The following is a 19221-nucleotide window of genomic DNA, read 5'->3' as shown; positions in this document are numbered from 1 at the left end:
TCGGTCACGCCTTCAAAATCGTTTGTTTCACGCTGCGTTTGCCTATTGGGGTGAGAAACAAAAAACCCGGCGCAAGGCCGGGGTATCGGAGCAGCAAATTCGTCTTCGAGTAACGTTGACATAGAACGCACTTAGCCTCGGGCCCCTCAGACCAGGAACAATTCGGGGTCCCGGCCCGCAGCGAGGATAAGTTTACGGGCGACAGCCGGATTACGGTCCAGCATTTCAGCTTGTTTCTTGAGATCAGACCGCTTCACGTCGAACGGATTTGCTCCATTTTGAAGCCTTACTCCGGACCATCCATCAGTCCAGGGTGTCACGTACGTTTTCGTTCCGGGTTTGCTCAGTCCCAGAATTTCCCGCGCCTGCTGTCTCGCCTCCTCAGCGAATTCGACACGTCGAAATACATCTGTGCAGGCCAAAAGGCCTGCACACTGAAATCGAAATTGATAAAGGGGTGGAATTTGACCATGCGCTTCGCTCGGAAGCCAACCGCGAAGGCAGAGGCACGGCAGTTAGCTGGTTCCGCCTTGCTCATCAGAACAGCCGGAAGTCAGACCGGGCCCATACCGTGAACTTCAAAGCCGTTTCACCGTCCGGGAACCGGCCACACGCCCCCCGGACGAGTGATCTGCAATTTGGTTTATCAGGTCAATAACCGCAGTAGATCAGTCGTTCGAAGATACACTCTCGAATGCAAGTCCCGCAGGCCGCATGAAAACCAGAGCCTGCATCTCCAGGCACTGAAGCTGCTCGGCAGAACCGGGTTCGGCGCCGGAATAAACAACCATGGTGTTTTCCTGTGTACCGTCGTCAAACGACGCGTAATCGAATTGAGACGTGCAGGCCGTATTCAACAATGCTTTGCGATGGAAGAACTCCGCATCACGAAAACGCTCGATCGGGGGGCCGAGTTCAACGATGACACCGCCAGCTCTCATCAATTGATAAACAGAGGTACCTATCGCATGGAAAAAATCCCCATCCGGATCGAGCACTTTTCTGATGTCTCCTTTATAGAGGTCAGCGCCCGGCACGACATCCTTTGTCAAATCAACACTGAGCAAGGTGATCGTATTATTTGTCTGGTAATCTACAATATTTACGGGAATGCTATAATAATCCTCTCGACCATAAGGAAGATGTGTCACCTTGTGGCCTGGAATATCCGGAAACTGCTCCGCATTCTGTTCGATTTCCTCGGGCGAAAAGCCCAGATAGACCACACGGACATCCTCCGCGACCTGCACCTTGAACATTGCGGGATCGAGGCTTGAATTGACATAGCCCTCTATTTCAGACCGAAGAACTTCAGGTTGCTGTTCCCACGGGATGACAGCACCGTCCGCGGCCAGGCAAACCGACGGCAGAGCAATAACCCCCGACACTTTCAGAATTGCCCCAAAGCCCTTGATAAAGCGAAAGGTGTTCAATTTCATTCCGGATCCCTTTATATATCATCGCTCTCGAAGAAAGGCATCGAGTTGCTGCACAATCAGAATATGTTCATTATTTGTTCCTGATCAACCCTTAATTGAAATTGGCACGAAAACCTCTTCCGAAACCGGCGGACACGATCATCTGGGGTACCCGCAAAGGGTTGTTTTCCAAAAGATTCGATTGTTGCCTGTGGGCCGGATTACCGATCTTGACAGATTTGCATATGCGGTCTCAAGTGATGCTTGTGTTGCCGCCAAGCGCGCCTGAGGATCAGGCAACCCAAGGTTTTTAGCTGCGATATAGACATTGCGAGTGAATTCGTTGACGAGATTTTTCATTAAGTTTATCGCCGCATATCTACTGGTATTTCTTTCCGTTAACGAATTAAAAGCAAAGGAAAATTTCTGCACAGAAGAGTGGATACCTTACGATTTCGCAATGATCGACGACCTACTCTTGATAAATCGCGCTTATCACAGCGCAAGATGCCAAAAATTAGAGGGAAAAACCTTTGTGTGCCGCGAGAAGTGGCCTGGCTCTGACGATGTCAGTGTTTATCAGGTACACGCAGAAGTACTGGAAACCGGCGACCTGGCCTTCTGGTCCACCGACGTTGATCCATCCAGCGAACCGTGGATCATTCCCAGGTGTGAGGAACTCACCGGGTAACAGGGTTTCGCTCACCACTGGCTTTCTTCGCGTGTTGCACCATGCGGGTTGAGCACAAGATCTGCCAGACTAACAATCGAAAACCGGCACCAAACGCGATTTGCGCTCATCCTCGCCGCGGCAACTTGAAAAGACTGCTTGTTACAGCCCAAACAACCGCGGATCCCGCCCCGCTGCGACGATCATCTGCCGTGCTAGCAAGGGATTGCTCTCCAGAAGTTGATCTTGTTCTCGAAGGTCAGATTTCTCAAGAAAAAACGGGTTTTGGTTCGATCGCCTTAGTGTTTCTTCTGAACTTGCCATTCCGACATTCGGACTTTTCGAACCAGAGGGAGTTCTGCGAGACATCGGTTGCATTGGCTTGCTGGACGGAACGGGAACCATGAAGGGAGCAGGCACCATTTGCTCTCTGGGAACAGGACTCTTCTGAAATGGCTTTTGTTCGATCTCGCGATTTAAATCAAAAACTTTCCCTTCAGGACCGTTGAGATCATGTTCCCCAGAATATTTCCCCTTTCGAAGGTCTTCGATCGAATAACCCCTTTCTAGGGCAGGCCACGCTCTCTCATAAAAGTCCCTGGTTTTTTGTTCTGCAATGTCTCCATCATAATTGTTTTTCTGTAATTCTTCATTGAAGATGTCAGCGATCTCTCCCTGAACAATTACTTTCTCAAAATATCCGAATACACTTTCTTGCAATCTTTCGGGAAGAATAGAACGATTATAAAATTCTGTCCTCAGCTTGTTTATTCGTTCCTTAAACTCACCAATCTGTTTGCTATCGACAGGCAGATCGTAAAGCCGGTCTAGTTATTGCGAACGCAGGTATTCCAACGAACCTTCGTCGACCAGATTACCGGGATTGCCTTCGCGAATGAAAGGTTTGAGCCCATTCTTTTCATTTGGAAAGTCACCTTGTCGAAGAGTGTTTCCACGCCGGTACAAATCGAAAACCGTTTCAACCTCATTGTCATTCAGATTTTTCATTCAGTTTTACTGCCTATTTTCTAACATCACATATAATCGACTTTGGCCAACCCGAATTCGTCAGGTATTCGTCTCTTTCGAAATCTGCGCCGACAATTTCAAGAATTTTGGGAAAGTTGTTTAGATCAACGCCAAGTTGCTCCGCATAGCTGAGAAGCCGAACAACATTCAGGTAACCAGTGTCAAGATTCTTATCGAGTTCCAGGTAATTCAGAAATCTTTCCTGATTTTCAGAGATATACAACTGAGTTGAATAGGTATTCCCCTCGATCATTGAATATTCAATATATCCGCCGATGTAGATACGATTGAGCAAACTTACAATTGTGTCTTCATTCGACTTTCTTAAGATTTCCGGGCTGTCTTTGGAATTGTTAATCGAGAAATTTTCTTCCAACTGGTACACGGCGTCGCAACTTGGCCGGTTATCGCGTCCCTCTACAGTCAATAACGCCAGATAAAACCTGGCCTGCATCGGGCATACGTCGAGATTTTCTTCCGCATACTGGCTTGCTTGTTGGAATTTTCTGTCCGCCATCAATCCAGTTATGGTTTTGACCATATCCATATTGTTTACACAGGCGTAGGAAACAGTGGTTCCAAGGCTTGTCGTGGCCAAAATTGTTGCACCAGCAATAATAAGTCTTCTTAGTCTTGTAAAACGACGCACTGTCGGCTCCCTTCTCAATCACTTCGAATTTTTACCTGGCAAAACCTCTGCCTAGAGTCCAATTTGTTCATGATTTGTTCAGTAGTCAACTGAAAAGTGTATGAGAAAAGTTCACCTACCAAACAAAGCAGACCTTCCTGCGAACTACGGCTTCATGAAAACCAAGCCTTAAACCAGTTTGTGGCCATCATTATCAGACTTCGCTACAGCCCGAACAACCGTGGATCCCGCCCCGCCGCGACGATCATCTGCCGTGCCCGCAAGGGGCTGTTTTCCAGAAGATCCGACTGCTGCCTGAGGTCCGGATTGCCGGTCTCGAAGGGATTGCCCCCCTCCCCACCCGCGCCGAAACCGTTCAGGCCGTCTTCCGAAAAGGCGCTGTCGTGGATGAAGGCGAGCAGCTTCACCGCCACGGGGTCCGTCACCTGCTGCGAACCGTCGCTTCCAGCCGTGGTCAGGGCGCCTTTTTCCGCAAACCATCCTGTCAGGTCCACCCCGGCCGTCTTCAGGGTGCTCAGCGCCCGGTCGGCCTTGGCAATGGCGTTCTGATAGCCGTCGCTGTCCGGTTCGCCATATTCCCTGACCAGAGACATGTGCGCGGCCTCGGCGGCCTCGCCCTGTTTCTGCGCTGCGTCAAAAGCCGCTTCCTCATGGGCGGAAAACTGCTCTGCCATCTTGCCCACCCACCGGTCGTGCAGCTTCTGCGCTGCCTCAGGGTGAAGCCCCGCCTCCTTGAACCAGTCTCCGGCTTCCTGCGCAAAGGCCTGGTCGTAGGGAAAGTTTTCCGGCAGCGTCTCGGGCATCTTGAAGCGATAGCCGTCCTTCGGCGTCCAGCGGCTGGAAACATCGGCATAAAAGGCCGCCTGCTCCTCGCTGCCGGCATCCTCGCCCGGAACCCGCAGCGCCCCGGACAGTCTGTCTTCCAGCGAGCGATAGCTTTCCAGAATGCCGGCGGTATCGCGCCAGCCATAGCTGGCGGCCATGTCCCGGTCGGCATCGCTCAGGCCGTCGATGAAACCTCCCCCCTCCGAAGGGTAATACCCCATACCATCGTGTCCAGAACCGTCTTGCCCGCCGGCCTCCGGTCCTGCCGCCGGGTCGATCGCGTCGTACATCGTCAATATTCCTCGTCAGTTTCGAACTCGGGCAGCATTTCCAGCCGGGCGGCTTCCTGCAGCGCGGCGTGCTCTTCCGGCGGAATGCGGATCATCGACAGGATGCGGGCATAAAGTGCCTTGCGCCCGTCCAGATAACCGCCCGCCCTCGGCTCCAGGTTCACCGGCGGCGCCTGGTAGATGCCGCATTCGGCGGCCAGGTCCGCCAGCACGATTTCGCCGTCCGGACACAAAAAAACGGACCGATAGGCCCGTTCCAGCATTCCAGCCCGCTCCCGGCGCTGCCGGGCGGCTCGTTTGAGGCTACGCCAGACCATCCAGCCCTCCTTCGCCGCCCAGGGCCTGCAGAAGCGGCGCCCCGTCGCGGGCGATCCGCGCCATGCTTTCGCCGGTCGCAAGCTGCTGCTGTTGCTGCTGCTCGGCCGCCCGTTCCTGCCGAAGCGCCTCCACCTCTTCCGGCCGCCGCCTCAGCTTGGCGGGAAGCCCTAGCGCGCGGCGGGTCAGGTCGTATTCGGCTTCCCGGTCGTGCAGATCCAGAATGGAGGGATCGGCCCCCGCTGCGATGCCGAGATACTCCTGGAAGCCCATGATCGCCTCGAAATGCCCGGCCTCGCGCATCTGGTCGATGGGCGCCGTCGGCGTCAGGGTCACATCGCCCTCCAGCACGCTTTGCGGCGGGGTAAGGGGCGAACCGGGGGCAAAAGCGCCCCTCCGGCCCAGAATGCCGATCTCACGTTCGAACAAGGCCTCGTTTCCGGCCATGATGTTGGTGGAGAACGGCCCGATCATGTCGGCCATTTCCTTGCGGCGGATATTGGCTTCCGTTGCCGTGCGGCCATTGCCTTCCAGCAGCGTCTGCCACAGGTCGCCATAAAGCCCCACCCGCAGCTTCTCGCGGATGGTCTCGATCTGCGCATCCGCCGCCCCCGGGTTCACCGTGTCAATCATCGGCCGGAACAGCGGCCGGCCCTGCTCGTCGATCAGCCCGGGGTTGATCCGGCCGGGGTTGAGGTCAAGCTGGCGCTCCTGCGCATGGGTGGCGATCGGCGGGCGCACCGCCTGCGAACTGGCAATCAGCCCGTCTCGTGCCAGGCTCTGCAGGCTCTTGATGTCGCTCATCAGCTTTGCCTGCGGCGGCGAGCCATAGGGCGACAGCCCGTCCCGGTCCCACCGGCTGATCACCAGCGGATATTCGAAGAAGCCGCCCCGCCGGCAGATATGCCCGCTGTCTTCCTCGAAGTGGATGCTCTCGAACCGCGATTTCCTGGTGTCGGTTGCCTGGGCGTGACCGCCTTCGCGCACAAAGCAGGCATGCACGAAAGTGTAGTCCGTGTTCTTGCGCTTCGCGTCGGCCGCGTCTTCCTTCACCTTGGGCGACACATTGCCGGCGTATTCCTTCACCGCCTGCCACGCCTTCAGCGTGCGCACCCGAAAGAACCCGCAATCGTTGCCCTGGGCATCGATGACCAGGTAAATCTCGTAAAGCGGCACATAGCGGTAATGAACCGGCGTGCGGATATCCGCCAGGCTGTCCTCGTTTTCGACCGGAAACAGCACACCCGTCCCCAGTTTCACGGTGGACAGCAGGCGCGAGCGGTTGGCCAGCGCAAAGCCGGAACGTCCCGAATACCGCACACGAAACAGGTGATCGCGCACCAGTTCGAAAAACTCCTCGTCCGCCTGGCTGGGCGCCGGCGCAAACGGATCGCCGAAACCGACCCCATGCCAGGGAAAGCCTTCGGGCATGGTCAGCGAGCCGATGCCGGAAGCAAGCCTGTCCAGCAGCCAGACAGCGGTCGGGTCGTACAGCTTGCGCGACCGGTCCCGGGCGGCAGACCCGCGCAGGGCGCTCATGCCATCCCGGGCGCTCACGCCGCCGGGCCGGTTGAAGGCCCGCTCCATGTCCGGCGCCGTATAGGTGACATAGTCCTGCCAGTCCGCCTCCACCCATTGGCGCTCCGCCCGGGCCGATTGCAACTCGGTTTTCAGATCGTCGACAACTCCCATCACGCACGCCCCAAAAGTGTGACACCGGGCCGCGAGGCACTGCCGTAATCGGCAACGCCCAACGGGCCGGTCAGGTTGGTGGCCCGGGTGTTATAGGCGGCGGCCCGGCGCCGGCGCCCGTTTTCCTGCAGGATGCGCGCCTGCCGCTGCGGGTCGGGTTCGCGCGGCGGCGGCGGTGTCGGTTCCGGGTCCGGCTGCTTGGAGCCTCCCCCACCAAACATGCACATGGGTGGTCCCTTTCTCTCAATGTCTTGAAAACGTGTAATCGGCGCCGCCTGCCGGCACGGCGGCAGCGCCTCAAGGCCGGTCCGCGCAAGCGGCCGGAAAAAGATCGAACGGACGTATCCGGCTGCGCCAAGGCGTTCCTGCCGGCCAAGCCGCAATTTTCCAAAGTACCGGTATGAGGTCTGTTTTAGCCCTGTTTTGACGAAGCGTCCAGCAAGGCCAGATGTCTGAACCTGTTGTTCAGACACGCATTTCCGGAAAGCTCTTGCCACTCAAAGGCTTTTTGAAGCTTCCCGGTTGTGCGCCCGAGGCGGTGTTTTTCACCGCGCCCCGGAGGAAGCTCCATCCACCGGCGCAGCTTTACCGGGCGCTGCGGCAGCCAGCGCCGCCGGAATGTTTCCAGCCGGTGCGGCAGGGGCCTGCCGCGCGGCCCGCCTGCTGTTGTTTGGGATGTGCGCCTGCCACGCCCTGTCCCGAACCCGGCCGACATTTGCCTGAAAGTCTTCCGTCAGCAAATGGCGCTGTCCGGTCTCGTCGTCATAGGTCAATGTCATGCGCGGGCCGTAGCCGTCCTCGTCCGCCGGGGCCTGCTGCCTGTCCCGGCCGGTCTTGTCATTTGGCATCAGATGCCATTTCGCGGCGCGCACACCCTGTGCTTTCAGCAGGTCCTCAACGTCCTTGCGCACGTAACCATGGCCGTCTTTTTCAAGATCCGGATAGGCTGTCTCGACCGGATATTTCAATACGGTTCCTGCCGCCTCCGGCGCGAAGGCCGAAAGACCCCACATCTGCTTGAACCGGTAAATCGCATAGTCCCTGGCAGCCTCCTTGTGGCCGCCCAGTTCGACATAGCTTTGCCTGAACAGCCTTTCGTAATCCGCAAGCGCTTCCGCCTCTTCGGCGGCAGTTCTGCCGATCTGCCGATATCGGTCATAGGAACTTTTCCGGGCCAGATCAGCAGATGCAGCCAAACCGGCCGAGGCGTCAGCAACATCGGCCGCCGTTGTGGCACTCACGCCGTCCAGCTTGCCGGTGCCCACTTCGGCCCCAACTGCGCCGGCTCCAGACACGCTGCCCTCAGACACGCCGTTTTGGCGCGCCTCCTCAAAACCAGGGGCCAGAATGGCGGAAGAGCCTGGCAGAACCGGCTTCTCGCCCAATGGCACTTGCCCGCCATCCATCAGGATGGTTTCAGAAGAAAGACTGCCGTCCTCCAGCCGCGGTGCCGTAAGCGGCGCATCTGTCGCCGCCACCGGGGCCGCCGACAACAGTTGCCTGACCTGTCCCCGGTGCAGCTCTGCGTCTCTCGTCAGGGTGTCAGTCAATTCTTCGCGTGTTGCGCCGCGGTTTGCGGCCTGCTCCACGGCTCCGCCGGCCTCAAGCGCGTTCTGTATCCCCTGCAGCGCCTGCAAGGCCTCTTCCTCACCCTCGCTGCCGGCAAACGCCCAGTCGATTGCGCTGCCCACCGCGCCTGTCAGCGCGTCCCGGCCATAAACGTAAGCGCCAAATGCCTCCGATCCTTCGACGGTTGTAGCAATTTCGGCCATTTTCCGGATCACCAGGTTGTCCGGATAGGCTTCGCCATAAAGCTGGGTCAAGGCGATAATGTCGTCCAGATTGCCCAGAACGTCCCAGGCCTTTTTCAGCGGCCCGACAGGCGTCAGCGAAACGGCCAGGTCGAGGCCCGCCTCCGCCGCCATGGACTTCAGATCGTCCTCTGTAAACTCCAGCCCCAGCTCTCTTGCCGCCTGCGCAAACGGTATGTTCCGCTCGTCCGCACGTGCCTGAACCTTGTTGAATATCACCGGCGCGGCAAGGCCAAGAACGAAAACCGGCGCGCCGTTCTTGACCAACTTCTTAAACCGCTTGCCAACGTTGAGTTCAATCGGTCGGTGAGCGTTCTTAATCTCGAGCGCTGCCTCGAAGCTTTCAGGAATCTTCGGGTGACTTTGCTCTAGATTGTGAAAAGCACCAAATTTTTGGCTAGTCGAGTTCGCTGCGTGAACAATTGTGTCGTGCTGTTGCGGTGTCAGCGGTACATCCGGATGGGTGAGCATCGAGATCATCAGGGATTTGAAACTCATCCGTCTGAATTTCATGCGCTCAAGTGCATTGTCGGCATTGAATTTGTTATCTAGAAAAGCACCGTCCGCACTAATAACGAGAAAATCGTACTTCTCTCTGTTGTTTCTATTCAGCATGAACTGCCGGACATCCATATCCCAGCCTTCATACCCCCCTCTGGACGAGTTTCGCCTATTATCCGGATCGAATTTCTTCTTGGCCCGCTCGGATTTCACCTCGGATGCTGTGAGGATCTTGTTGTTGTAAGTTCTTTTTTTTCAACCAGCCATCGAAATGCGGCAGATATTCAATCGCAATATTGTTTGTGAGTTCTGTTGTTCCAACGCTTGGTACATAGAGAACCTTGTCGCCCAATCCAGCAACGGCATCAAGAACAGAAAATACTTTGTTCCTTATTTGTTCTTTTGGTAATTTTTTTTCGACAGTATAGGCGAGCAACGTCCCGACCTTGGCATGGTCGAGTGCAACGACTGTTTGCTTGCTCATCACAAGCCTCCTTCGTCTTGCTCGATGTAACCACTATCTAGCAAAAATTCGACACACGCCTTTGACCGAACAGATTCGTATTTTCCCGCAAGGACATCGCAGGCAGTAAACATACCAAAACTATACAGGTGCCTGGCTTCGTGAGGATACCCGGATTTCAGGCAGTACCATTCGTAAAAGTCTCCCATGAGTATGTGAGCCTCTAGTGGCCGGTTGTCCCATTCCGGATCCCCCCTGCCAACGGCTCCCCCATTGGCGTCAACAACTTTCAACCACTCCATTTGCTGAGCAGTCGCATCTCTAAGTTCCGGGTCTTTTAGCAGAAGTTCAGCAAAACGCTGCACTTGGGAGAGCCTGGTACTCACAAGGAAGACCTCTGGATCATGTCGATAGATATAATCGACCGCCTCTTGCCCCCCTTCTTCGTAATATGCCTGCAATTCTTCCCGCCAGCCGGTAATATCTTCAAAATCCGCCATGGGTGCTGTGTCCAAATTATCTCAAATGTTACTAATTGTTCCGAAACTCTCTCAGCCCCGCTTTGCGGTGGCGATCAATCCTTCCAGCCCGAAGTTTTTCATGATCGGGCTGATTTCATTGGCATCTATCGCAACAATCTTCTCCATCACGCCTCCTCCCCCGGAAAGGAGACAAAAGACGCATAGTTTTCCTTGATGAAGTCTCGGGCCTGTTCAGTTCTGAGTGATGTCAGCCTGCCCTCCTCCAAATCGATGGCCAGCCATGTCGCAACGATCATGTCCCTTTTGTCAAAGCGAACCGGAGCTTTCATCAGGTACCATTTCCTGAAATCGATAATGGTGTCATGAGCCTCGAGCGGGTTCAGCTCTACAAACTCATCATCGTGAACCTCCAGATCATGCTTTTCGGCATAGGCCGCAAACCAGATTTTCTTCCGTAAAGCCTCGTGCAGCTCTTCATCCCCGCGGATCAGTTCAACCATCTGCACGACGTTCTCATATGGAACTTTAATGCCACCGTAGCGCTTGTTGCCGGCAAAGAAGGCCCTGCCTTCTTCCGTTTTCTCAAATGCGGCCAGCTCTTCCCGCCAGCCGGTAATGTCGTCAAAATCCGCCATGGGTCCTATGTCCAAATCCATACCAAATGTTCATCAATTGTTCCGAAACACTCTTGCACACGACAGAAGCACTGCGTCTGCTTACGTCCGGAAAAATAACCTTCTCTTTCATTTCGCCCCCTTGTCTGAAAAGGCGATATCCGTCGAATGCTCTCTTTCAGCGTAAGCCCGGGTCTCCGGAGCCGCCAGGGATGGAAGCTCTCCGATCGCAACCCTGTAGGCTAAGCGCCGGCCGGGATCGAGGTTACCGTCATAGGGGATCTGCGTTTTCATCGCATACCAGCGTTCGAAGTCGTACATGGTTTCGTTGTCCGCCCACGGGCAAAGCTCATCAAACCCCTCATCATCCCGGCCGAAATCCGGATTGGCAGTCAGATAATCGCGCCAAGCACCTGATTTCTTCAGCGCCTCAAGAACTTCCGGATGCCTGAGGAATAACTCTGCGAAATGGAGGATTGTTTCATATGGCAATTTGGGTGCCCGGGGTCTTGTTGGGCTCCACGAACTGTATTTGTCGAAAAAGGCCCTGCCTTCTTCCGTTTTCTCAAATGCGGCCAACTCTTCCCGCCAGCCGGTAATGTCTTCAAAATCAGCCATGGGTCCTGTTTCCAAACTCGTCTCAAATGTTCACCAATTGTTCCAAAGTTCTTTCAGCCCCGCTTTGCGGTGGCGATCAATCCTTCCAGCCCCAAGTTTTTCATGATCGGGCTGATTTCATTGGCATCTATCGCAACAATCTTCTCCATCACGTCTCCTCCCCCGGAAAGGAGATATAGCGCGCATAATTTTCCTTGATGAAGTCTCGGGCCTGTTCAGTTCTGAGTGATGTCAGCCTGCCCTCCTCCAAATCGATGGCCAGCCATGTCGCAACGATCAAGTCCCTTTTATCAAAGCGAACCGGAGCTTTCATCAGGTACCACCGTTCAAATGCGATAAAGGTGTCATGAGCCTCGAGCGGGTTCAGCTCTAGAAACTCATCGTCGTGAACTTCCAGATCATGCTTTTCGGCATAGGCCGCAAACCAGATTTTCTTCCGTAAAGCCTCGTGCAGCTCTTCATCACCGCGGATCAGTTCAACCATCTGCACGACATTCTCATATGGAACTTTGATGCCACCGTAGCGCTTGTTGCCGGCAAAGAAGGCCCTGCCTTCTTCCGTTTTCTCAAATGCGGCCAGCTCTTCCCGCCAGCCGGTCAAATCTTCAAAATCCGCCATGGGTCCTGCGTCCAAATTCCCTAAAAAATGTTCATTCTTTGTTCCTGAGAGGATTGTGGTTGATCCAGTGAATTTTTGCAACCTGCCGCTGGAGCTTTCCTGAAGGCTTCCCTTGCCGCGGCCCTGGCTATCGTTTCTCTTCGACCGATGCTGCTGGTAATGCCCCCGCCTGACCGGCCAAAGCAGGCAGGGTCAGGCAGGCAGGGGCTCTTGCTGCGGCTCAGCTCATGAATTACCGGTTGCCAGCTCAAAACCTTCGTCGATCCAGCCGGTCACGCCACCTGCCATGATCTTCACCGGGCGTCCCAGTTCCGCAAGCCGCAACGCCCCCCGTGCGGCACCGTTGCAATGCGGGCCGGCGCAATAGGTCACGAACAATGTCTCCTCCGGCCACCTGGCCATCTTGGAACGGATGATCTTGCCGTGGGGAAGGTTGATCGCGCCGGGCACATGGCCTTTTTCGAACAGCGCCGGACTGCGCACATCCAGCAACACAAAGCCAGGCTCGCCCTGAAGGGCGTCGTGCACATCCCAGCAATCGGCCTCGAAGGTAAATTCAGCGGCAAAATGTTCCCTGGCGAGATCGCTCGGGGCGGCCGGAACAGCGGTGACATTGTTGGTCATGAAGGTCTCCTTTCCCGCTGTTTGTCGCCGTATGAACGCCGATTGGCAATTGGCGCGATTGACTATATACGTAAATATCATGACAAAAGATCCAGTCCCTCAAACCGCGCCCCCCTCAGCTCTGGAAGGGCCGCTTGTTGTCGCCCTGCTGTACGATGGGCTCTGCACGTTCGAGTTCGGTATCGTCGCTGAGATATTCGGTCTGGCCCGCCCCGAATTCGGCACCGACTGGTACCGCTTCGCCAGTTGCCCGGTCGAGGAAGGCCCCTTACGCGCCCATGGTGGCCTGACACTCCTGCCAGACCATGGCCCGGAACGCATAGCCGAGGCGGACATCATCGTCGTGCCCGGCTGGAAAGGGGCGGATTACCCGGTTCCCCAAGCGCTTGCCGACCGGCTTTGCGAGGCACACAGCCGGGGCGCGCGGCTCGTGTCCATCTGTTCCGGTGCGTTCGTGCTGGCAGCCACCGGTCTGCTCGACGGTCGCTCCGCCACCACCCATTGGCGTTACGCGGAAAAGCTGCGCGAGCGGCACCCCGCCGTCACCGTCGACGAGGCCTCGCTCTACCGTCAGGAAAACCGGATCTACACGTCTGCGGGCAGCGCCGCCGGCATCGATCTGATGATCGAAATCATCCGCCAGGATTACGGGGCAGACAAGGCCAACTCCGTTGCGCGCCGCCTCGTCGTTCCCGCCCACCGCACCGGCGACCAGGCTCAGTTCCTGGAACGCCCCGTCGCTCATCGCGAGGGCAACGAAATCGCACCGATTCTGGAGCGAGTCAGGCAGGCGCTGCAGACGGCCTGGACCATTGAAACCATGGCGGCCCTCTGCCGCCTCAGCCCGCGCACCTTCCAGCGCCGCTTCACCGAAGCAACGGGGCTGACACCGGGCGAGTGGCTGGTTCAGGAGCGTCTGGAGGCCGCCAAGGAGATCCTCAGCCGGGGCGACGACGACATGGAAACGATCGCGGCCCGCGTCGGTTTCGGCAGCGCCCACGCGCTCCGCCACCACTTCCGCAAGAAACTCGGCCTGCGCCCGACCGACTACCGCATCCGCTTCGCTGCTCGCACGGCCTGATGCCAGCGGCCCTGCCCCAGGAGTATTGTCCCAGCAGACTTATCAAAGCGGCGGACCATGGACATATTTCCCGAATGCGAGAACCTTCCCAAACGTAATCTAAGTATTTCCTCCGAACCGGATCCTTGTTAGCCTGATTTTGAATAATTCAACCGGCGGGGAAAGCCATGAAACCGGATATTTTTCACCTGGTTCTTATCAGGCCAACGAAATATGACGACAACGGCTATCCGATTCACTGGCACAAAACTTCGATACCGGCCAATTCACTTTCCTGTCTTCTCGGAATTTCCAGGGATTGCGAACATAGGCAGGTTCTGGGGCCTGAGGTGGAAATGGTCATCCAGGCAATTGACGAAGGCAACACCCGCATCCGACCGGATCAGTTGATCGCCGGTATTCAGCGGCAGGGCGGTAAGGCCCTCATCTGCTTCACCGGCGTCCAGAGCAACCAGTTTCCGAGAGCTGTCGATCTTGCTCGCCCATTTCTCCTGGCCGGCCTCCCGGTTTGCATCGGCGGCTTTCACATCACCGGCTGCATGGCCATGCTGCCGCAGATGCCTGCCGATATGCGCGAAGCCGCAGATCTCGGCATCAGTTTTTTTCTGGGCGAGGCCGAAGGCGGCCGGTTCGACCCGGTCCTGCGCGACGCCTATGCAGGCAAGCTGAAACCCATCTACGATCACCTGAAGGACTTGCCGTCCCTGCCCGGTGAGCCGGTGCCCGTTGTCGATCGGGCGCAGGTCGAAAAATCGACTCTTGGCTATGGCAGTTTCGATCTCGGCCGTGGCTGCCCCTTCGAGTGCAGCTTCTGCTGCATCATCAATGTCCAGGGGCGCGGCAGCCGGTTCCGATCGACGGAGGATCTGGAGAATATCATCCGCGACCACGCAAGAATCGGGGTCACCAAGTTCTTTGTCACCGACGACAATTTCGCCCGAAATCGCAACTGGGAAGCCTTTCTCAACACGCTCATCCGCATGCGGGAAGACGAAGATCACACATTCACGCTGATCATCCAGGTTGACACCCTCTGTCACAAGATCCCGAATTTTATCGAGAAATGCGTACGTGCCGGTGTTGATCAGGTTTTTATCGGCCTGGAAAACATCAATCCGGACAATCTGGCAGGCTCCAAGAAACGGCAAAACAAGATCACCGACTACCGGGAGATGTTCCTGGCCTGGAAGAAACACCCGGTCATCCTGACCGCCGGTTACATCATCGGCTTTCCCAACGACACCCGCGCCTCGGTCCTTCACGATATCGACGTCCTCAAGCGGGAGCTTGCCGTCGATATCCTGTCGCTCTCCATCCTGACGCCCTTGCCCGGCTCGGAGGATCACCGCGATGCGGTCGCCGCCGGCACCTGGATCCATCCGGACCTCAACCGGTACGACCTCACACACAATGTCATCCGCCATCCGAACCTGCCCGGGGAGGAACTGGACAAGCTCTATCTGGATGCCTGGGCCAGCTTCTATTCACCGGACCATTGCCGCACGATACTGCGCCGGGCTGCCGCCCTCGGCAGCAACAAGAAGATCGCCACCATGAATCGGCTGATCATTTACGGAACCGCGTCCCGGCTGCACAATGTGTTTTCGCTCGATGGTGGCTTTCTGCGACTGAAATACCGCAAGGACCGCCGCCAGGGTCTGCCTCTGGAAAATCCGTTGATCTTCTATCCGAAATATTATCTCGAAACCCTGCGGAACCTTGCCATCCTGACTGCCACCCGCTGGCGCTATCTGCGTTTCATCAGGAAACTCTGGTCAGATCCGAACCGCTTCGCCTATTCCGATCAGGCAATTGCATCGGTGGAAAAGGCCGAGTTCGAAACGCTGGAACTCTACACCGCGACCCGCGGCGGCCGTCAGGCAGTTGCCACCCATCGGAAAATGGAAGGCATCAAGCAGCGCGCGCGCGGAACGAAGGTGGCAAAAGCTTAAATCGTCTGCAGATACTTCTGCAGTTTCTCGCGTTGCGGATAGTCCGCGAGGAAGTTGTCCGAGTTCACCTGAAATATGCCGTCCACGGTCACCACCGTGCCGCCCGGTTTGAAATGCGCCGCGCAGAAAAACGGCAAGCCGGGCTTCTTCAGGTCCCACTGCAGAAAACCGCCGCCCATCGGATATTGATCGCGCGGGGCCATATGTTCGTCATGCCGGATCGTGGGCATGACCTTCACCAGCCGCTTCGGCCCGGTCACGGTTGCAAGGCTCAGGGCACGGGTCTGCAGATCGCGGTATCCCGCAGCGCCGCGGTCCGCCAGAATGCCGTCATGCACGGTCGCGCGCCGCCTGTCCGCCTCCTGCGTTTCCTCCGGCAGGCCATACCGCCCGCCTGATCGCAAGGTCGTGCCCTGAAACTCGAACACTTCCGGCAGCGGCAAGTGCTTGAGGACCAGCAGCTTGAACCCCTGGTCCAGGCGGCCCTTGTGATAACCGATGTTTTCCTCGGTCCTGCGATAATCGGACAGAACGATGGCATTCAGTTGAGAGATATTGCCTGCGAAATGTTTCGTCATCTGCCCGACAGGCAGATCATCCTTGGATGAAGACAAGGCTGAGCCTCCAGATAAAAACGTCAAAATAGCAATGGCCGGACGCTACCAGCCTTCCCGGTTTCGAACAACGCTCATGGCCGCTTGTCCCCCCTTGCCCAGGCATAGACATAAAAGTCCTCCCCGCCCCGGCCATAGGCTCTCAGCCGCCCTTCGCGTGTTGCGCCCAGCGCCTCGATCCAGCCGTGGGCAATGTCATGATTTTCCAGCGTAATCACCTGCAGCCGCCGGCAATCCCGTTCCACAATCTGCCGGAGATCCAGCAAGTGCCGTGTGATCGCCGGCACACATCGGCGGAATCGGTCCGTGCCGAAGGCCCAGGCCTGCCAGTGGTCCGGATCGAAGGCGGACGCCCGGCTGAAGCCATAGGCCGCCGCCGGCTGGCCGTCGTACCAGAGCGACCACACCATGCCCGGCACCGCTGTCTGCAACGCGCAGACCGCCAGCGCGCGCGTGTCCCATTCCTTCCAAAGACAGGCGATCTCGCGCAGGTCCTGATCGCGCATGTTGGCCGCGATGAAGCTGGCGTCCCGCAGGCAAAGGTCGCGGATCAGAAACCGTCCAGCGGGTCGCCCAGTGGCGCCATCCGGCTTTCGGCCCCGGTTCTCAGAACCTTCTTCAGCTCCGCTTTCTGCTTCCATCCCAATGCCTCGACAATCGCATCCGCCTCGTCCGGGGAAGAGCCCAGCCGTTCCTTGATCTCTTCCTTGCTCTCAATCAGGATTTTTCCGTTTCGCATCTTCCAGCGATGCGCCGTCAACTGCGCCTTCACCGTTGCCGATCGCCGGATTGCCAGCCCAAGCCCGCTCTTGGGGTGCAAGGCCTCGCGCAAGCGCCAATAGAGTTCGGCGCGCAAATTGTAGAACGGGATCCTGCTGTCCTTCGCACTCTCGCCCGACTGGGCGGAGAAGACGCATTTTTCGACCGGAATATTGTTTTCCCGCTTCAGGAACCCAACCGTATCGCCGCCCCAGCCGCCGGTGCAGTCCACCACGATCATCGCATTGTCGCGCCGCTCGCGGATGATCAGCGAACCGACATCCGCACCATCCTTCGTGTCGGTGCCCTTGCGCACGATGTTGGTTTCAAAGCGCCGGCCATGCAGCGGCTGCAGCACCGTCCGGTCCTTCCCGCCCTGGGCAACGTCCACCGCCAGCACTGTCATCGGTTCGTCCCGATCGATGCCCTGGTTGTATCGCTCGAATGCAAGGTCCACCCAGTCGGACGGGATCACCTGCCACTCGTGGTCCTGCCGGGCCGCCAGAAAGTCTCCGGTCTTCAGCGCTGTGCGCATCGGCTCCGGCATCTGGTCGAGCTGGGCATCGTAGTCCGTTCCCAGAAAGCGGTTGTCCTGCCGCCGCGCGGGAATGAAGGTCCGGCTCTTGGGGGGGCGGACTTCGCCTTCGATCTCCACCGGCTCCGGCCCGTCCACCCACACCGTGCGAATGGCATCGCCGTCGTCGATGAAAACCGCCCACAGGATCTCGCCCGGCTGCACCTTGCCGTAAAGCGGATGCAGCGGATCGAGCCAGGGCGCGAACCAGTCGCTCAGGTAGTCCCCCTGCCCGCCCAGCGGCGGATTGGTGGCAATCAAACCGCGGCAACGCTGGCCCTTTCGCGTCGTGCGCAGCCAGCCGAGCACGAAGATGATCTTGCGCGGGTCCATCTGTGCGCCTTCGTCGAAGGCCTTCAGGTCATGGTCGCGCCCCTGCCAGTCCTCTTCCGCCCCCGGTAGCCCCAGATGCCCGAATTCGATCAGCCGCTCGTCGGGCCCGGTCCACCTTGGCGGATTGCCGGAAATCTTGCCCATGCCCGCCTGGCGCATCAGCGCGTTCATGCGTTCGCTCAAGCCCTTCAGGGACTTGAGCGACTGGCGGAAGATCGCTGCCTTGTGGTGGGCAAACAGCGCCAGTCCGGCAATCAGATCCGTCTTGCCGCCGCCCGCCGCGCCGCCGTAAAGCGTCAGATCGGCTTTTGAGAAATAGCCTTCCGTTTGAGGTCCGGGTTGAGGCCGCCAGACGGAAAACTGGTCCAGCACCCCCGCCTCATCCAGTTGTTTCTGCAAGGCAACCCGCTCGTCCGCGGGCATCTGGTCGATGTGGTCAATCAGCGTTTCGAGGGCCGTCGCCATCCTTTGGCATATCCTTTCCGGTCAGCAATGCCATCACACCCAGAGCGATTTCCTCCGAGCTGCGCGGTTTCAATGTCTCGAGTGTCTGGCTGTCTTCCGGCCAGCTCCAGACCGGCCAGGCTTCCGGCTCCGTCCGCTCCCGCCAGCCGGCGCGATTCTTCATGGCAAAGGTCCAGGCGCTGGCGTTGAATTTCGCCAGCTCTCCCCTTGCGCCGTCCTTGCCGATCCGCTCCCACTCCAGAAGGCCGCGCCGGGTGGCTTCTTCCAGCCTTGCGGGCGGAAAGTCCTCGGGAAACTGTTCGGCGTAATAGCGGATTGTCCGGCGGTCGGCGTCCGGAAAACTGTCGATCGAATATCCGGCGGCAATATGCGCGCAAAACTCCGCGCACACCTTCCGGCGCGCTCTGGCTGTCGGCCACTTCAGCGCGCTGCCGCCCCCTTCTGGCAAAGTCATGGGTCGCACTTTCCTGCAAGTCGTCTGGAGGTCAGTTCAAGACACGGTCCGCAGCTTCCCCACCGCCGGTCCTTGGCCCCGGCGCTCGAAGCACCAGATGCAAAAGCCTGCGCCTTGCTGAAATTGTCTTTGGTTTTGGGAAGAAGCGTAAAACCGGTACCAGGCCTCTTGGGCACACTGATCCACGGTAAAATAAGGAAGCCCCTTTTTGCCCGGTTTTGTCGAAGCTGTCCACGTCGCACCAATGTCTGAAGCCACTGTTTAGACCGCATTTTTCAAAATCACTCTTGCAAACAGGAACTTGGTGACTGCCTCCGTTGTGCGCATCGGAACATTTTTTTCGGCCCTTCCCGCCCCACCCGCAACTGC

General features: G+C 57.5%; 20 protein-coding genes. 2 read left to right on the top strand and 18 right to left on the bottom strand.

Features of this window, described 5'->3' with window-relative positions; genetic code table 11:
• Positions 1-668 precede the first annotated feature (668 nt).
• From ACYQ6M_RS04640 to ACYQ6M_RS04575, 14 genes are all read right to left on the bottom strand, one after another.
• Complete coding sequence (locus ACYQ6M_RS04640; RefSeq protein WP_460072413.1) at positions 669-1439, bottom strand: hypothetical protein; 771 nt, start codon at positions 1437-1439, stop codon at positions 669-671.
• An 811-nt stretch (positions 1440-2250) separates the two neighbouring features.
• Positions 2251-2808: a hypothetical protein gene (locus ACYQ6M_RS04635; RefSeq protein ID WP_460072411.1), complete on the bottom strand. Its 558-nt coding sequence runs from the start codon at positions 2806-2808 to the stop codon at positions 2251-2253.
• Positions 2809-3109: 301 nt separating this feature from the next.
• Positions 3110-3766 carry a hypothetical protein gene (locus ACYQ6M_RS04630; RefSeq protein ID WP_460072409.1) on the bottom strand — a complete coding sequence of 219 codons (657 nt, stop codon included), beginning with the start codon at positions 3764-3766 and terminating at the stop codon, positions 3110-3112.
• Between the two features lie 203 nt (positions 3767-3969).
• Positions 3970-4881 carry a hypothetical protein gene (locus ACYQ6M_RS04625; RefSeq protein ID WP_460072407.1) on the bottom strand — a complete coding sequence of 304 codons (912 nt, stop codon included), beginning with the start codon at positions 4879-4881 and terminating at the stop codon, positions 3970-3972.
• A gap of 2 nt (positions 4882-4883) precedes the next feature.
• Positions 4884-5198, bottom strand: coding sequence for a Bbp19 family protein (locus tag ACYQ6M_RS04620; RefSeq protein ID WP_460072405.1), 315 nt, complete (start codon positions 5196-5198; stop codon positions 4884-4886).
• The gene (locus ACYQ6M_RS04615) at positions 5185-6888 is read right to left on the bottom strand and encodes a portal protein (RefSeq protein ID WP_460072403.1); all 1704 of its coding nucleotides are present in this window, start codon (positions 6886-6888) and stop codon (positions 5185-5187) included. The genes ACYQ6M_RS04620 and ACYQ6M_RS04615 overlap by 14 nt, the downstream gene beginning before the upstream one ends.
• Positions 6888-7109: a hypothetical protein gene (locus ACYQ6M_RS04610; RefSeq protein WP_460072401.1), complete on the bottom strand. Its 222-nt coding sequence runs from the start codon at positions 7107-7109 to the stop codon at positions 6888-6890. Before ACYQ6M_RS04610 ends, ACYQ6M_RS04615 begins: the two co-directional genes overlap by 1 nt.
• Positions 7110-7433: 324 nt before the next feature.
• A complete protein-coding gene (locus tag ACYQ6M_RS04605) occupies positions 7434-9197 on the bottom strand; it encodes a hypothetical protein (RefSeq protein ID WP_460072399.1) in 1764 nt (587 codons plus the stop codon).
• A gap of 175 nt (positions 9198-9372) precedes the next feature.
• A complete protein-coding gene (locus ACYQ6M_RS04600) occupies positions 9373-9684 on the bottom strand; it encodes a hypothetical protein (RefSeq protein ID WP_460072397.1) in 312 nt (103 codons plus the stop codon).
• Positions 9684-10163: a hypothetical protein gene (locus ACYQ6M_RS04595; RefSeq protein ID WP_023000427.1), complete on the bottom strand. Its 480-nt coding sequence runs from the start codon at positions 10161-10163 to the stop codon at positions 9684-9686. The genes ACYQ6M_RS04600 and ACYQ6M_RS04595 overlap by 1 nt, the downstream gene beginning before the upstream one ends.
• 146 nt (positions 10164-10309) lie before the next feature.
• Entirely contained in the window at positions 10310-10780 is a 471-nt protein-coding gene (locus tag ACYQ6M_RS04590) for a hypothetical protein (protein WP_075282655.1), read from the bottom strand.
• 108 nt (positions 10781-10888) lie between these two features.
• Entirely contained in the window at positions 10889-11377 is a 489-nt protein-coding gene (locus ACYQ6M_RS04585) for a hypothetical protein (protein ID WP_460072395.1), read from the bottom strand.
• A 148-nt stretch (positions 11378-11525) separates the two neighbouring features.
• On the bottom strand, positions 11526-11996 hold the full coding sequence (locus ACYQ6M_RS04580) for a hypothetical protein (protein ID WP_055655567.1): 471 nt from the start codon (positions 11994-11996) through the stop codon (positions 11526-11528).
• Between the two features lie 225 nt (positions 11997-12221).
• Positions 12222-12620 (bottom strand): rhodanese-like domain-containing protein, encoded by a 399-nt coding sequence (locus ACYQ6M_RS04575; protein ID WP_023000422.1) that lies wholly within the window; start codon positions 12618-12620, stop codon positions 12222-12224.
• Between the two features lie 79 nt (positions 12621-12699).
• Here ACYQ6M_RS04575 and ftrA point away from each other — a divergent pair, with 79 nt between their 5' ends.
• Positions 12700-13701, top strand: coding sequence for a transcriptional regulator FtrA (ftrA, locus tag ACYQ6M_RS04570; RefSeq protein ID WP_460072392.1), 1002 nt, complete (start codon positions 12700-12702; stop codon positions 13699-13701).
• A 167-nt stretch (positions 13702-13868) separates the two neighbouring features.
• Complete coding sequence (locus ACYQ6M_RS04565) at positions 13869-15653, top strand: B12-binding domain-containing radical SAM protein (protein ID WP_460072390.1); 1785 nt, start codon at positions 13869-13871, stop codon at positions 15651-15653.
• Here the strand turns inward: ACYQ6M_RS04565 and ACYQ6M_RS04560 are convergent.
• The 4 genes from ACYQ6M_RS04560 to ACYQ6M_RS04545 all read right to left on the bottom strand — a co-directional run bounded on the left by ACYQ6M_RS04560 (position 15650) and on the right by ACYQ6M_RS04545 (position 18852).
• Positions 15650-16267, bottom strand: a complete 618-nt coding sequence (locus tag ACYQ6M_RS04560; protein ID WP_023000419.1) for a hypothetical protein — start codon at positions 16265-16267, stop codon at positions 15650-15652. The two genes, ACYQ6M_RS04565 and ACYQ6M_RS04560, sit on opposite strands and share 4 nt — an antisense overlap.
• A gap of 74 nt (positions 16268-16341) precedes the next feature.
• Positions 16342-16773: a hypothetical protein gene (locus tag ACYQ6M_RS04555; protein WP_460072388.1), complete on the bottom strand. Its 432-nt coding sequence runs from the start codon at positions 16771-16773 to the stop codon at positions 16342-16344.
• 44 nt (positions 16774-16817) lie between these two features.
• A complete protein-coding gene (locus ACYQ6M_RS04550) occupies positions 16818-18398 on the bottom strand; it encodes a hypothetical protein (protein WP_460072386.1) in 1581 nt (526 codons plus the stop codon).
• Entirely contained in the window at positions 18370-18852 is a 483-nt protein-coding gene (locus ACYQ6M_RS04545) for a hypothetical protein (RefSeq protein ID WP_460072384.1), read from the bottom strand. The genes ACYQ6M_RS04550 and ACYQ6M_RS04545 overlap by 29 nt, the downstream gene beginning before the upstream one ends.
• Positions 18853-19221: the final 369 nt, after the last annotated feature.

It is taken from the genome of Roseibium sp. ROS1 (assembly GCF_054658215.1).
Note: the sequence above shows the minus strand (reverse complement) of the source record. Positions and strands in the feature narration are given on the sequence as shown.

Coding starts and splice junctions, on each gene's coding strand:
- ACYQ6M_RS04640 (WP_460072413.1), bottom strand. CDS start 1,439: ATGAAATTGAACACCTTTCGCTTTATCAAGGGCTTTGGGGCAATTCTG.
- ACYQ6M_RS04625 (WP_460072407.1), bottom strand. CDS start 4,881: ATGTACGACGCGATCGACCCGGCGGCAGGACCGGAGGCCGGCGGGCAA.
- ACYQ6M_RS04620 (WP_460072405.1), bottom strand. CDS start 5,198: ATGGTCTGGCGTAGCCTCAAACGAGCCGCCCGGCAGCGCCGGGAGCGG.
- ACYQ6M_RS04615 (WP_460072403.1), bottom strand. CDS start 6,888: ATGGGAGTTGTCGACGATCTGAAAACCGAGTTGCAATCGGCCCGGGCG.
- ACYQ6M_RS04610 (WP_460072401.1), bottom strand. CDS start 7,109: ATGTTTGGTGGGGGAGGCTCCAAGCAGCCGGACCCGGAACCGACACCG.
- ACYQ6M_RS04605 (WP_460072399.1), bottom strand. CDS start 9,197: ATGAGTTTCAAATCCCTGATGATCTCGATGCTCACCCATCCGGATGTA.
- ACYQ6M_RS04600 (WP_460072397.1), bottom strand. CDS start 9,684: ATGAGCAAGCAAACAGTCGTTGCACTCGACCATGCCAAGGTCGGGACG.
- ACYQ6M_RS04595 (WP_023000427.1), bottom strand. CDS start 10,163: ATGGCGGATTTTGAAGATATTACCGGCTGGCGGGAAGAATTGCAGGCA.
- ACYQ6M_RS04590 (WP_075282655.1), bottom strand. CDS start 10,780: ATGGCGGATTTTGACGACATTACCGGCTGGCGGGAAGAGCTGGCCGCA.
- ACYQ6M_RS04585 (WP_460072395.1), bottom strand. CDS start 11,377: ATGGCTGATTTTGAAGACATTACCGGCTGGCGGGAAGAGTTGGCCGCA.
- ACYQ6M_RS04580 (WP_055655567.1), bottom strand. CDS start 11,996: ATGGCGGATTTTGAAGATTTGACCGGCTGGCGGGAAGAGCTGGCCGCA.
- ACYQ6M_RS04575 (WP_023000422.1), bottom strand. CDS start 12,620: ATGACCAACAATGTCACCGCTGTTCCGGCCGCCCCGAGCGATCTCGCC.
- ftrA (WP_460072392.1), top strand. CDS start 12,700: ATGACAAAAGATCCAGTCCCTCAAACCGCGCCCCCCTCAGCTCTGGAA.
- ACYQ6M_RS04565 (WP_460072390.1), top strand. CDS start 13,869: ATGAAACCGGATATTTTTCACCTGGTTCTTATCAGGCCAACGAAATAT.
- ACYQ6M_RS04555 (WP_460072388.1), bottom strand. CDS start 16,773: ATGCGCGATCAGGACCTGCGCGAGATCGCCTGTCTTTGGAAGGAATGG.
- ACYQ6M_RS04550 (WP_460072386.1), bottom strand. CDS start 18,398: ATGGCGACGGCCCTCGAAACGCTGATTGACCACATCGACCAGATGCCC.
- ACYQ6M_RS04545 (WP_460072384.1), bottom strand. CDS start 18,852: ATGACTTTGCCAGAAGGGGGCGGCAGCGCGCTGAAGTGGCCGACAGCC.